At 69.0% G+C, this 13,356-nt stretch carries 14 protein-coding genes; all 14 read right to left on the bottom strand.

Features of this window, described 5'->3' with window-relative positions; genetic code table 11:
* Nucleotides 1-19: 19 nt before the first annotated feature.
* Nucleotides 20-1,612, bottom strand: coding sequence for a F0F1 ATP synthase subunit alpha (gene atpA / locus AVL59_RS07495; protein WP_067300625.1), 1,593 nt, complete (start codon nucleotides 1,610-1,612; stop codon nucleotides 20-22).
* Nucleotides 1,613-1,741: 129 nt separating this feature from the next.
* A complete protein-coding gene (locus tag AVL59_RS07490) occupies nucleotides 1,742-2,557 on the bottom strand; it encodes a F0F1 ATP synthase subunit delta (RefSeq protein ID WP_067300622.1) in 816 nt (271 codons plus the stop codon).
* Nucleotides 2,554-3,099: a F0F1 ATP synthase subunit B gene (locus tag AVL59_RS07485; protein WP_067300619.1), complete on the bottom strand. Its 546-nt coding sequence runs from the start codon at nucleotides 3,097-3,099 to the stop codon at nucleotides 2,554-2,556. The genes AVL59_RS07490 and AVL59_RS07485 overlap by 4 nt, the downstream gene beginning before the upstream one ends.
* Before the next feature lie 34 nt (nucleotides 3,100-3,133).
* Nucleotides 3,134-3,382 (bottom strand): ATP synthase subunit c family protein, encoded by a 249-nt coding sequence (locus AVL59_RS07480; protein WP_067003022.1) that lies wholly within the window; start codon nucleotides 3,380-3,382, stop codon nucleotides 3,134-3,136.
* A 72-nt stretch (nucleotides 3,383-3,454) separates the two neighbouring features.
* On the bottom strand, nucleotides 3,455-4,282 hold the full coding sequence (atpB, locus tag AVL59_RS07475) for a F0F1 ATP synthase subunit A (protein ID WP_067300616.1): 828 nt from the start codon (nucleotides 4,280-4,282) through the stop codon (nucleotides 3,455-3,457).
* 225 nt (nucleotides 4,283-4,507) lie between these two features.
* Nucleotides 4,508-4,954, bottom strand: a complete 447-nt coding sequence (locus AVL59_RS07470; RefSeq protein ID WP_067300613.1) for a hypothetical protein — start codon at nucleotides 4,952-4,954, stop codon at nucleotides 4,508-4,510.
* 289 nt (nucleotides 4,955-5,243) lie between these two features.
* Nucleotides 5,244-6,590, bottom strand: coding sequence for an MraY family glycosyltransferase (locus tag AVL59_RS07465; protein ID WP_067300610.1), 1,347 nt, complete (start codon nucleotides 6,588-6,590; stop codon nucleotides 5,244-5,246).
* A 150-nt stretch (nucleotides 6,591-6,740) separates the two neighbouring features.
* A complete protein-coding gene (locus tag AVL59_RS07460; protein WP_067300607.1) occupies nucleotides 6,741-7,979 on the bottom strand; it encodes a serine hydroxymethyltransferase in 1,239 nt (412 codons plus the stop codon).
* A gap of 69 nt (nucleotides 7,980-8,048) precedes the next feature.
* Entirely contained in the window at nucleotides 8,049-8,726 is a 678-nt protein-coding gene (locus AVL59_RS07455; protein ID WP_067300605.1) for an arsenate reductase/protein-tyrosine-phosphatase family protein, read from the bottom strand.
* Nucleotides 8,723-9,370, bottom strand: coding sequence for an L-threonylcarbamoyladenylate synthase (locus AVL59_RS07450; RefSeq protein WP_067300603.1), 648 nt, complete (start codon nucleotides 9,368-9,370; stop codon nucleotides 8,723-8,725). Before AVL59_RS07450 ends, AVL59_RS07455 begins: the two co-directional genes overlap by 4 nt.
* Before the next feature lie 61 nt (nucleotides 9,371-9,431).
* Nucleotides 9,432-10,277 (bottom strand): peptide chain release factor N(5)-glutamine methyltransferase, encoded by an 846-nt coding sequence (gene prmC, locus AVL59_RS07445; protein ID WP_067300601.1) that lies wholly within the window; start codon nucleotides 10,275-10,277, stop codon nucleotides 9,432-9,434.
* 32 nt (nucleotides 10,278-10,309) lie between these two features.
* Nucleotides 10,310-11,386 carry a peptide chain release factor 1 gene (prfA, locus tag AVL59_RS07440; protein WP_067300598.1) on the bottom strand — a complete coding sequence of 359 codons (1,077 nt, stop codon included), beginning with the start codon at nucleotides 11,384-11,386 and terminating at the stop codon, nucleotides 10,310-10,312.
* Between the two features lie 105 nt (nucleotides 11,387-11,491).
* Nucleotides 11,492-11,716: a 50S ribosomal protein L31 gene (gene rpmE, locus AVL59_RS07435; protein WP_014675000.1), complete on the bottom strand. Its 225-nt coding sequence runs from the start codon at nucleotides 11,714-11,716 to the stop codon at nucleotides 11,492-11,494.
* A gap of 340 nt (nucleotides 11,717-12,056) precedes the next feature.
* The gene (locus AVL59_RS07430; protein ID WP_067300595.1) at nucleotides 12,057-13,193 is read right to left on the bottom strand and encodes an LCP family protein; all 1,137 of its coding nucleotides are present in this window, start codon (nucleotides 13,191-13,193) and stop codon (nucleotides 12,057-12,059) included.
* Nucleotides 13,194-13,356 lie beyond the last annotated feature (163 nt).

Raw genomic sequence — 13,356 nt, 5'->3', positions numbered from 1 at the left:
AGTCAGGTCCCTTCCGTCGTCACTTGCCCGAAGTGGCCGGGACGTCCTCGCCGAGCAGCTTGCCGTCCGACGTCTCGAACTGCTTCTTGAACTCCGCGATCGCGTCCGCGATGGCCTGCAGCGTGTCGTCGGACATCTTGCCGCCCTCCTTGATGGAGGTGAGCAGGCCCTGGTGCTTGCGGTGCAGGAACTCCAGGAGCTCCTTCTCGAAGCGACGGATGTCCACGACCGGGACCTCGTCCATCTTGCCGGTGGTGCCGGCCCAGACGGAGACGACCTGGTTCTCGGTGGCCATCGGCTCGTACTGCGCCTGCTTCAGCAGCTCGACCATGCGCTGACCGCGGTCCAGCTGGGCCTTGGAGGCCGCGTCCAGGTCGGAACCGAAGGCGGCGAACGCCTCCAGCTCACGGAACTGGGCGAGGTCCACCCGCAGACGGCCGGAGACCTGGCGCATCGCCTTGTGCTGCGCGGAACCACCGACTCGGGAGACGGAGATACCGACGTTCAGCGCGGGACGCTGACCGGCGTTGAACAGGTCCGACTCCAGGAAGCACTGGCCGTCGGTGATGGAGATGACGTTGGTCGGGATGAACGCCGAGACGTCGTTGGCCTTGGTCTCGACGATCGGCAGACCGGTCATCGAGCCGGCGCCCATGTCGTCGGAGAGCTTGGCGCAGCGCTCCAGCAGACGGGAGTGCAGGTAGAAGACGTCACCCGGGTAGGCCTCGCGGCCCGGCGGGCGGCGCAGCAGCAGGGAAACGGCACGGTAGGCGTCGGCCTGCTTCGACAGGTCGTCGAAGATGATCAGGACGTGCTTGCCCTGGTACATCCACTGCTGGCCGATGGCGGAGCCGGTGTACGGCGCCAGGTACTTGAAGCCGGCCGGGTCGGACGCCGGAGCGGCGACGATGGTCGTGTACTCCAGGGCGCCGTTCTCCTCCAGCGCGCGGCGCACGCCGGCGATGGTGGAGCCCTTCTGGCCGATGGCGACGTAGATGCAGCGGACCTGCTTGTTCGGGTCGCCCGTGCGCCAGTTGTCACGCTGGTTGATGATCGTGTCGACGGCCAGGGCGGTCTTGCCGGTCTGGCGGTCGCCGATGATCAGCTGACGCTGGCCGCGGCCGATCGGGGTCATGGCGTCGACGGCCTTGTAGCCCGTCTCCATCGGCTCGTGCACCGACTTGCGCTGCATGACCGTGGGGGCCTGCAGTTCGAGGGCGCGGCGGCCCTCGGTCTCGATCTCGCCGAGGCCGTCGATCGGGTTGCCGAGCGGGTCCACCACACGGCCGAGGTACCCCTCGCCGACCGCGACGGACAGGACCTCACCGGTACGGGTGACCGGCTGGCCCTCCTCGATGCCGCTGAACTCGCCGAGGACGATGGCACCGATCTCGCGCTCCTCGAGGTTGAGGGCGAGACCGAGGGTGCCGTCCTCGAACTTCAGCAGCTCGTTGGCCATGGCCGAGGGGAGGCCCTCGACCTTCGCGATGCCGTCACCGGCGAAGGTGACGGTGCCGACCTCCTCGCGCGAGGCCGCGTCCGGCTTGTACGACTGGACGAAGTTCTCCAGCGCGTCCCGGATCTCCTCCGGCCGGATCGTGAGCTCCGCCATCTGGGTTCCCTGCTCTCCTTGTTGGGCCCGAAGTTTCACTTTGGGGGGATGGGGACTCCCCCCATTAGGAGGTGAATCCTCTGCACGGCCCAACCAGGGCCGTCATCAGTACGTACTGCTTTTGAGTTGCTAGCTCGCCATGCGGCGGGCGGCCTCGTCCAGCCGGTCCGCGAGGGAGCCGTTGATGACCTCGTCACCGACCTGCACCCGGATCCCGCCGAGGACCTCGGGGTCCACGTCCAGGTTGAGGTGCATCCGGCGGCCGTAGAGCTTCGCGAGGGCGGCGCCCAGGCGCTGCTTCTGCGCGTCACTCAGCGGCACCGCCGACGTGACGACCGCGACGACCCGGTCCCGGCGCTCGGCGGCCAGCTTGGACAGGGACTCCAGTCCCGCCTCCAGGCTACGACCACGCGGCGCGGTCACCAGGCGCGTCACCAGACGCTCGGTCGCCGGCTTGGCCCGGCCGCCGAGCAGCCGGTGCAGCAGGTCGACCTTGGCGGATGCCGCGGCCCTGCGGTCGGTCAGCGCGGTGCGCAGCTCGAGGTTCGAGGAGACGATCCGGCCGAACCGGAACAGCTCGTCCTCCACGTCGTCGAGCGTGCCGCCCGTCTGCGCGGCCGTAAGGTCGGCGGTGTTCGCCAGCTCCTCCAGCACGTCGACCAGGTCGCGCGGCTGCGACCAGCGGGCGCGGGCGGTACCGGCCACCAGGTCGGCGGTCTCGCCGCTGACCTGCCCGCCGATCAGGCGCCGGACCAGTTCGGCCTTGGCCTCTGCGGGCTGCGCCGGGTCGGTGAGAACCCGGCGCAGGCCGGCCTCGCGGTCGAGCAGCGCGGTGACGGCCGCCAGCTCGTCGGCGAGCTTCGCGGCGTCGACGGACGTGGAGTCCGTCAGCGCGTCGAGACGCTCACGTGCGGCTGCCAGGGCCTCGCGGCTCGCTCCGTTCATCGCGTGGCCTCGGCCTTCTCCTCGAGCTCGTCGAGGAAGCGGTCGATGACGCGGCTCTGGCGGGCGTGGTCCTCGAGGGACTCGCCGACGAGCTTGCCGGCCAGTTCGGTGGCGAGCCTGCCGACGTCCTGCCGCAGCGCCTGAGCGGCGGCGTTGCGGTCGGCCTCGATCTGGGAGTGACCGGTGGCGACGATCTCCTCGCGCTGACGCTGGCCCTCGGCCCGCATCTCGGCGATGAGCGCGGCACCCTGCTCCTGCGCCTCCTGGCGCAGGCGCGCGGCCTCGTGCCGGGCCTCGGCGAGCTGAGCCTTGTACTGCTCAAGGACGCTCTGGGCCTCGGTCTGCGCGGCCTCGGCCTTTTCGATACCGCCCTCGATGGCCTCACGGCGCTCTTCCAGAACCTTGTTGATGTTCGGGAGGAGCTTCTTGGCGAGGAAGCCGAAGACGATGACGAAGGCGATCAGGCCGATGACGAGCTCTGGGATCGGCGGGATGAGGGGGTTTTCGGCCTCCTCAGCCGCCAGCTGAACCAGGGGGCTCATATCAGTGCCTTTCGTCTAAAGGGCGAAGGTCGGGTCAGGAGGCCGGGTAGACGAACGGCATGACCAGACCGATCAGGGCGAGCGCCTCACAGAAGGCGAAGCCCAGGATCTGGTTGGCGCGGATCAGGCCGGCCGCCTCGGGCTGGCGGGCGAGGGCCTGGGTGCCGTTACCGAAGATGATGCCGACGCCGACGCCCGGGCCGATCGCGGCGAGGCCGTAACCGATGGAGCCGAGGTTGCCCTTGATCTGGACAGCGGCCAGGGTCTCGTGCAGAACGGACATGCCGGTTCTTCCTTCTCTTTCAATGACCGGTGGGGGTTGGCCACCGGATGTCTGGGTGGGTGGTCGGGGAGCTCAGTGGTGCTCGGCGAGCGCGCCCTGAATGAAGCTGCAGGTCAGCAGTACGAAGACGTACGCCTGAACAGCCTGGATGAAGAGCTCGAAGGCCGTCATGACGAGCACCATCGTGAACGAGACGGCGGAGTAGGCGATGCCGATGCCGTTCAGCATGTACCAGCTGGCGACGGTGAAGAGCAGCAGCAGGGTGTGACCGGCGAACATGTTCGCGAAGAGTCGCACGGCGTGGGTGAAGGGCCGCACGAGCAGGTTCGAGAACAGCTCGATCGTCATCGACAGCGGGAGGACCCCGCCGAGCGACTTGTCGTAGCCGGTGAAGTTCTTGAAGGCCCCGACGAACCCGTGCCGCTTGAAGGTCAGCGAGACCCAGAGGATGTAGACCCCGATGGCCAGTACGGCGGGGTACGAAATGATCGCCGTGACCGGGAACTGGGCGATCGGGATGACCGACCACAGGTTCATCATCCAGATGAAGAAGAACAGCGAGACGACCAGCGGGACGTACTTCTCGCCTTCCTTCTTGCCGATCGTCTCGTAGACGACACCACGGCGGATGAAGTCGTAGCCGGACTCGGCCACCAGCTGGAGCTTGCCCGGCACGACCTTCGGCTTCGCGAACGCGGCCCAGAAGAAGCCGACGATGATGATGGAACCGAGCAGCGCCAGCAGCATCGTCTTGTTGAAGTACACGTTGCTGTCCCCGTCGCCCCAGAGAGGCTTGAACAGGAACGAGTGCAGGCCCGGAGCGACAGTGTCGAAGCCACACCCGTTGAACAGGTGGCAGCTCGTGTCGAAAGCGAGCGTCTGCGTCGGGTCAGCACTCACCGCGGACTCCTTCAGCGTGGCGCATGGGTACGGCAACCTCGTTGTGTCGGCGCGGCGTGCGGCCGCGGTTCGGCACGGGACTGGTGTTACGGATGTGGGGGCGGCTGTGGGGCATCTCGCCTCGCGATTGAGCAGGCGTCAGCTCGGATGCCCGCGCCCGCGATGCCGCAGTTGGCACCGGACGATAGCAGGATCTCTCATGCGGCTTTATCCCGGCCCTACCTCTCACGACGAGTGCCCCGGCTTGTGGGGCTTTCCGTCATGGGAGGAGGAGGACGAATCGGGTTCGACGTAGAGGATCTTGGCCTTCATGTGGGCACGCGTCTGCGCGGCGATCCACGTCAGGGTGGTGACCACGAGAGAGATGGCGAAGGCCCGGGGATTGAACAACGTCGTGTTCTTGAAGGCGGCGACGAAAATGAACAGCAGTAGAAGCTGGGCCGCATAGAGCATCAGGCCCATCATCTGGAACAGCTGCGGAAATGATTTGGCAGTGCGCTGCAGAGCGTAGAGGCCGACCCCCATGAACAGGATCACGACCAGCGTCGCGACGACGGCCCCGATGGCTCCCTTGCCACCGGCGACCACACCACTGACGACGGCGGCAATCGCGCCGGCGACAGCCGTGGGTACGGCGGCCTGAGCCAGGATCCGGGCGTCATTGGACGGCATGGCGGCAACTCCGCTTTCACAAGGGGGCAGGGTGTCGTCATGGACGAGCGTAGTCCCGGGCTGAGTGATCGAGACCTCACACCAATGGACCGTCGCACTACGGTCCTTCGGTTCTATCCCGGGTTCTCGTGAACCGTATCACAAACTATTTGATGAGGTCTTTACCTGTTGGGTGTGCTTGCTGTCACACATGAGAGTGACAGTGCCCGTCTGTGCAAAAACCGCGCCCACTTGTCTGGTATTAGGGGACTTTGCTCCCCCACGAGTTGGCAATGCTCTAGTCAGATTCTTACCTTGTGGCCTTGCCGATACGCGAACGGGGGCCGATGGCGGTCGCCCCGTTGACGCCTGTCACACCGGCGGTGACAGGGGGCCGCTCCGCGTCCGCCGAAGCCGTGGCCGCGGCGGCGACCGGGGTGGTCCCGGCGGCCTCCGCGCAGGCCCCGGCGGGCAGCTCGGCGGGCCTGCGGCGCCTGCGGTAGCGCGGCGGTACGAAGTGCTGGGCCCAGAGCGGCACGCGGGGCGTGAAGCGCGGGAGCAGCAGCAGGACCAGGCCGATCGCGCTGAGGAAGACCACGCCGAGCACGATCCACATCGACGCCGAGTTCACCGAGTACGCGAGCGCGCCGAAGGCGATCAGTGCCGACCAGAAGTACATGATCAGCACGGCCCGGCTGTGCGAGTGGCCGATCTCCAGAAGCCGGTGGTGCAGGTGGCCACGGTCCGCGGCGAACGGGGACTGGCCCCGCCAGGTGCGGCGCACGATGGCCAGCACCAGGTCCGCGGCCGGTACGGCGATGATCGTCAGCGGGAGCAGGAGCGGGATGTACACCGGCACCGTCTGGTGCACGGCCGCCTTCTCCGAGCCGGTGAACAGGGCCAGCGCGTCCGGGTCCAGCTGGCCCGTGATCGAGATCGCGCCGGCCGCCAGGACGAGGCCGATCAGCATCGAGCCCGAGTCGCCCATGAAGATCCGCGCGGGGTGCATGTTGTGCGGCAGGAAGCCCAGGCACATGCCCATCAGGATCGCCGCGAACAGCGTGGCCGGAGCGGCGGCCTCGATGCCGTACGAGTACCAGATCCGGTACGAGTACAGGAAGAACGCGCCGGCTGCGATGCACACCATGCCCGCCGCGAGGCCGTCCAGGCCGTCCACGAAGTTCACCGCGTTGATCGTGATGACGACCAGCGCCACCGTCAGCAGCGTGCCCTGCCACTGGGTCAGCGCCACGTTGCCGACGCCCGGGATGGGCAGCCACAGGATCGTCAGACCCTGCATGACCATGACGCCCGCGGCGATCATCTGTCCGCCGAGCTTGATCAGCGCGTCGATCTCGAACTTGTCGTCCAGGACGCCGATCAGCCAGATCAGGGCCGCTCCGGAGAGCAGCGCCCGCGGCTCGTTGGACTTGGCGAAGACCTCGTTGAGGTTGGTGAGGTGGTCCGCGACCAGCAGGCCCGCGCACAGGCCGAAGAACATGGCGATCCCGCCGAGGCGCGGAGTGGGTTCCCGGTGCACGTCACGTGCCCGGATCTCCGGCATGGCTCCGGCCACGATCGCGAACTTCCGTACCGGCCCTGTCAGCAGATACGTCACCGCGGCCGTGATGCAGAGCGTCAGCAGGTATTCACGCACGGGCTTCCCCACAGGTCTCGCTGGCCATCACAGCCTCACACCCTAGCGACGGACGCATATGGATGAGGACTTCCGGGTAGCGACGATGGTTGCACGGGTGGCTGTGCACGACGGTCACACGGGGGTGTACGGACGTGCGCCTACCCCCTCTCACCTGGGATACGGCGGAAATCTACCGGTCAGCTCGCGCACCTCGTCCCGCGACCTTGCCGGTTCCGTGTCACCGCGCAGGACGGACGCCATCAGCGCGGCGATCTTGACCATCTCCGGCTCCGCCATGCCCTGGGTGGTCACCGCGGCCGTCCCCAGACGCAGCCCGCGGCCCTCTCCGTGCGGCAGCGCGCAGCAGTCCAGGACCATCCCGGCGGCGGCGAGCCGGCCGCGCGCGGTGCGGCCGTCCACGCCGAGCGGGGCCGGGTCCGCGGTGATCAGGTGGGTGTCCGTGCCGCCGGTGGTGACCGCGACTCCCTCAGCGGCCAGGCAGCCGGCCAGCACCCGGGCGTTGGCGACCACCTGATGGGCGTACACGCGGAACGCCGGTTTCGCCGCCTCGCCGAACGCGACGGCCTTGGCGGCGATGGTGTGCATCTGGGCGCCGCCCTGGGTGAACGGGAAGACCGCCCGGTCCACGCGCTCGGCCAGCTCGCCGCCGCACAGGATCATCCCGCCGCGCGGGCCGCGCAGCACCTTGTGGGTGGTGGCGCACACGACGTCCGCGTACGGCACCGGGCTGGGCGCCGCTCCCCCGGCGACCAGGCCGATCGGATGCGCGGCGTCGGCGATCAGATAGGCCCCCACCTCGTCGGCGACCTCGCGGAAGAAGGCGTAGTCGAAGTGACGGGGATAGGCGATGGAGCCGCACACGATGGCCTTGGGCCGGTGGTTGCGGGCCAGGTGGCGCACCTGGTCGTGGTCGACGAGCCCGGTCTCGGCGTCGACGCCGTAGCCGACGAAGTCGAACCAGCGGCCGGAGAAGTTCGCGGGCGAGCCGTGGGTGAGATGACCGCCGTGCGGCAGCCCGAGGGCGAGGACGGTGTCGCCGGGGCGCAGCAGGGCGGCGTAGGCGGCCAGGACGGCCGAAGAGCCCGAGTGGGCCTGGACGTTGGCGTGTTCGGCGCCGAAGAGCGCCTTGGCCCGCTCGACCGCGAGGCGTTCGGCGACGTCGACCAGTTCGCAGCCGCCGTGGTGCCGGGCGCCGGGGTAGCCCTCGGCGTACTTGTTGGCGAGCGCCGAGCCCAGGGCCGAGAGCACGGCGGGCGAGGTGAAGTTCTCGGCGGCGATCAGCTGAAGCGTCGTCGACTGCCGCTCCAGCTCCCCGTGCAGGATCTCGGCCATCTCCGGGTCCTGCCGCCGCAGGACATCGGTCTCTAGGACGGGTGTGACCGACATGACGGGCTCCGGGCGGTCGACGGTGACGTAGGTCCAATGTAGGCCCGGGGCGGAGGGGGTGCGCGGTGGTCAGGTCCTCGTGGGGACGCCGGTGAGCGCCGTGACGACCGGGTCCAGCGCGTCGTGTATCTCGTCCCCGATCGACCGGAAGAACGGCAGCGGCGCACCGTAGGGGTCGTACACCTCGTCCGCGTCGGCGCTGGGCGCCAGCAGCCACCCGCGCAGGGCCGCGGCCGCACGGACCAGCGCACGCGCACGCGCGACCACACCGCCGTCCAGCGGCGGCAGGGTGGCCGGATCTATCGCACGGACCAGACGGGTGAATTCCTTCAGGGTGAACGTCCGCAGCCCCGCGGAGTGCCCCATCGAGATCACCTGCGCCCGGTGGTCACGCGTGGCCGTCAGCACCAGGTCGGCCATGATCACGTGCTCGTCCAGCAGCTCCCTGCCGACGAACCCGGAGGCGTCCGCGCCGAACTCGCCCAGCACGGCCTCCGCGTTGGCCTCCATGGGCGCGCCCTCATGGCCCCAGGTGCCCGCGCTCTCCACGATCAGCCCGCCGCCGAGCACGCCGAGCCGCTCCGTCACGAAATGCCGGGTCAGCCGCTCGGTGATGGGCGAGCGGCACACATTGCCGGTGCTGACGTGGAGGATGCGGAAAGTGTCGCGCGGAAACCCGAACGTCGTGGTCTGCTCCGCCTCACGTTCCCCGTTGCCTATGCCACGCCCCGCCTCAGGGGCCGTCAATTCGCCACCTCGAGGTCGGGTACGACCTTCCGCAGCTCGTCCGGGGAGATCGCCCCCTCGCGCAGCAGCACCGGCACCGCGCCGGAGACGTCCACGATGGACGAGGGCACGATGCCGGGGGTCGGGCCGCCGTCGAGGTAGACGGAGACGGAGTCGCCGAGCATCTCCTGGGCCGCGTCGCAGTCCTCCGGCGCCGGGTGGCCGGTGAGGTTCGCCGAGGACACGGCCATGGGGCCGACCTCGGTGAGCAGCTCGATGGCGACCGGGTGCAGTGGCATGCGCACGGCAACCGTGCCACGGGTGTCGCCCAGGTCCCACTGCAGGGACGGCTGGTGCCGGGCGACCAGCGTCAGGGCGCCCGGCCAGAACGCGTCGACCAGTTCCCAGGCCAGCTCGGAGAAGTCCGTGACCAGTCCGTGCAGGGTGTTCGGGGACCCGATGAGGACGGGGGTGGGCATGTTGCGGCCCCGGCCCTTGGCGGCGAGCAGATCGGCGACGGCCTCCGAGGAGAACGCGTCGGCGCCGATGCCGTAGACCGTGTCGGTCGGCAGCACCACCAGTTCGCCCCGGCGGACGGCGGACGCGGCCTCGCGCAGACCCGTCACGCGGTCGGTCGCGTCGTTGGTGTCGTATCGCCGTGCCATGTCTAGCGGGCCTCCTCGTACACGTAATGCGGGACTTCAGGAATCACTGCCGTCGGGGCGGTCACGGCAGCGCCTTGCGGGCGGTCGCGAACCGGGGGCGGTTGTTCAGGTCGGGGTGGTCGGCCGCGTCCGCCCAGCCCCGTTCCTCGGTGAAGATCCACGGCACCTGGCCGCCCTGCGTGTCGGCGTGCTCGATCACGACGACACCGCCGGGGCGCAGCAGCCGGTGCGCGGTGCGTTCGATGCCCCGGATCAGGTCGAGGCCGTCCTCGCCGGAGAACAGGGCCAGCTCCGGGTCGTAGTCGCGGGCCTCCGGGGCGACGTACTCCCACTCGGTGAGCGGGATGTACGGCGGGTTGGAGATGACCAGGTCGACCTGGCCGTCGAGGTCGGGAAAGGCGGTCAGGGCGTCGCCCTGGCGCAGATCGACCCTGGAGCCGGCCACGTTCTTGCGGGTCCACACCAGGGCGTCCTCGGACAGCTCCACGGCGTGCACGCGGGAGCGCGGGACCTCCTGGGCGAGGGCCAGCGCGATCGCGCCGGAGCCGGTGCACAGGTCGACGATGCAGGGCTCGACGACGTCCATGGCGCGCACGGCGTCTATGGCCCAGCCGACCACGGACTCGGTCTCGGGCCGGGGCACGAAGACACCCGGCCCGACCTGGAGCTCCAGATACCGGAAGTAGGCCCGCCCGGTGATGTGCTGCAGCGGCTCGCGCTGCTCACGCCGGCCGACGACCTCCCAGTAGCGGGCGTCGAAGTCGGAGTCCTTCACGGAGTGCAGCGCTCCCCGCTTCACGCCGTGCACGAACGCGGCGAGCTCCTCCGCGTCGGTGCGCGGCGAGGGCACGCCGGCGTCGGCCAGCCGCTGGGTGGCCTGGGCCACCTCTGCGAGCAGCAGGTTCACGCAAGTCCTCCGTGTGGTACTCGTACGTGCCTTTATGCAGCTGCCAGCTTCGCCGCCGAGTCGGCGTCGACGCAGGCCTGGATCACCGCGTCGAGGTCGCCGTCCAGGACCTGGTCCAGGTTGTACGACTTGAAGCCGACGCGGTGGTCCGAGATCCGGTTCTCCGGGAAGTTGTAGGTGCGGATCTTCTCGGAGCGGTCGACCGTGCGGACCTGGCTGCGCCGGGCGTCGGCGGCCTCCCGCTCGGCCTCCTCCTGCGCCGCGGCGAGCAGCCTGGAGCGCAGGATACGCAGAGCCTGCTCCTTGTTCTGCAGCTGGCTCTTCTCGTTCTGGCAGGAGGCGACGACTCCGGTCGGAAGGTGCGTGATGCGCACCGCGGAGTCGGTCGTGTTGACCGACTGGCCGCCCGGGCCGGAGGAGCGGTAGACGTCGATGCGAAGGTCGTTCGGGTTGATCTCGACGTCGACCTCCTCGGCCTCGGGGGTCACGAGGACACCGGCGGCGGAGGTGTGGATGCGGCCCTGGGACTCGGTGGCCGGCACGCGCTGCACGCGGTGCACGCCGCCCTCGTACTTCAGCCGGGCCCACACGCCCTGGCCGGGCTCGGTGGCGCCCTGGCCGCCCTTGGTCTTCACCGCGACCTGGACGTCCTTGTAGCCGCCCAGCTCGGACTCGGTGGAGTCGATGATCTCGGTCTTCCAGCCGGCGCGCTCGGCGTAGCGCAGGTACATGCGCAGCAGGTCGCCGGCGAACAGCGCCGACTCGTCACCGCCGGCACCCGCCTTGATCTCCAGAATGACGTCCTTGTCGTCGCTCGGGTCGCGCGGAACCAGCAGGAGGCGCAGCTTCTCGGTCAGCTCCTCGCGCTGCTTCTCCAGCTCCTTGACCTCGGCCGCGAAGTCGGGGTCGTCGGCGGCGAGCTCACGTGCGGTCTCGATGTCGTCGCCCGACTGCTTCCAGGAGCGGTACGTGGCGACGATCGGGGTCAGCTCGGCGTAGCGCTTGTTCAGCTTGCGCGCGTTCGCCTGGTCGGCGTGGACCGACGGATCGGCGAGCTTCTTCTCCAGATCGGCGTGCTCGGCGACGAGTTCCTCGACGGCCTCGAACATCTTTCGGCTCCTGTACTGCGGGTGAACGGCTGGCGGGCGACCAAAAACGCCGGTCCCGGGCACACCCGGGGAGGGCGTGACCGTGGACCGGCGAAATCGGGCTCGCTACTTCTTGGAGCCGGCGGCAGCCTTGCCGAAGCGGGCCTCGAAGCGGGCCACACGGCCACCGGTGTCGAGGATCTTCTGCTTGCCCGTGTAGAACGGGTGGCACTCGGAGCAGACCTCGGCCCGGATGGTGCCGGACTCGATGGTGCTACGGGTGGTGAACGACGCGCCACAGGTGCAGCTGACCTGCGTCTCGACGTACGCGGGGTGGATGTCGCGCTTCAAGGTGTCTCCTAGATTCCGGGAGGGCGCCGGGTCGCCGCCGCGGGATGCGAAAGCGTGAACCGGAGCCGACGTACCAGTCTGCCAGGACTGGCGCCATCCCCCAAAACCGGGGGGCAGCGTTGTCTATTCCCTGGGGTGGGGGACGGACGGGCCCGAGGGGGTGCCATGTGATCGGCACGGGCGCCACCAGGCCCGGGTACGCACCTGCACGGAGCCACCGGGCCAGGGAGTCAGGACGCCCTTCGCCTCGCCGTGCCCGTGTCCGTCGTCGGACGAGTTCCGCGCGGTCGGGCCGGATCGTCATCGGCACAGGGCGGCGCGGCTCGGGCGAGCCGGGTCGCTACGGCGTGGTGACGACGCCCTTGGCCTCGCCCAGGGCCGTGCCCGTGGTCGCCGACGCCGGGATCTTGCGGTCGTTCTTCAGGGCGGTCCAGATCAGCCGGGCCTTGGACTTCTCCAACAGGACCCGGTTGGGGTCGGCGGGGTCGTAGCGCACCGGCATCGTGACCATCTTCATGTGGGACGAGCTGATGCCCTTGAGGCCGTTCGCGAAGTCGGCGAGGGAGTTGACCGAGCCGAGGTCGGAGTCGGTCGTGACGGCCTTGGTGGCGGTGTCGGCGAGGTCGTAGAGCTTCTTGGGATCGCTGAGGACCCCGACCTGCTTGACCTGGTCGATCAGCGCCTTGACGAATGCCTGCTGGAGCTGGATGCGGCCCAGGTCGGAGCCGTCGCCGACACCGTGCCGGGTGCGGACCAGACCGAGGGACTGCTGCCCGTCCAGCGTGTGGGTGCCCGCCTTGAGCTTGAGATGGCTCTGCGGGTCGTCGATGTTCTTGGTCGTGGTGACCTGAACCCCGCCGAGGTCGTCGATGAGCTTCTGGAAGCCGGCGAAGTCGACCTCCAGGTAATGGTCCATACGGATGCCCGTGAGGGACTCGACCGTCTTCACGGCACAGGCGGCGCCACCGGTGGAGTAGGCCGAGTTGAACATCACGCCCGACGCGGCCGGGTACGTACGCCCCTTGGTGTCGGTGCAGACGGGGCGGTCGATGAGGGTGTCCCGCGGGACGGAGACCACACTGGCCTTCTTGTGGCCCTTGTAGATGTGGACGATCATCGCCGTGTCGGAGCGGGCACTGCCGTCGTCGACGCCGCCCCCGAGCTTCTTGTTGCCGCCGGAGCGGGAGTCCGAGCCCAGGACGAGGATGTTCTGCGAGCCGTTGTCGACCTTCGTCGGGCGGTCGGCACCGAGTGCCTGGTTGATGTCGACACTCTTGATGTTGCCGTTGAGCTTGAAGTAGACGTATCCGGCCCCGGTACCGCCCAGTACCACCACGCCCGCGGCCGCCCAGGCCGAGACGAGCAGGGCCTGACGGCGCTTGCTGCGGGTCTTGCGGCGACGGCCCTTGCCACGGCTCGGGGTGCCGATGGTGGTCGGCTCCGGTATGCCGGGCTCCGGCGTGCTCTCGGCGGACACATCACTCCTAGGTCTCGTCCGGTCGGCTACCCCCTGCTTTCAGGGTCGGGTGCGGGCATCACCGCACCATCGTCGCTCCGTCACGTCAGACGGAGAAACTCGGGAAAGAGTTGCACAACGCAGAGTGCCCACCGCGTGCGGCGATGGGCACTCTGCGTAGTTA

It is taken from the genome of Streptomyces griseochromogenes (assembly GCF_001542625.1).
Taxonomy (GTDB): domain Bacteria; phylum Actinomycetota; class Actinomycetes; order Streptomycetales; family Streptomycetaceae; genus Streptomyces; species Streptomyces griseochromogenes.
Note: the sequence above shows the minus strand (reverse complement) of the source record. Positions and strands in the feature narration are given on the sequence as shown.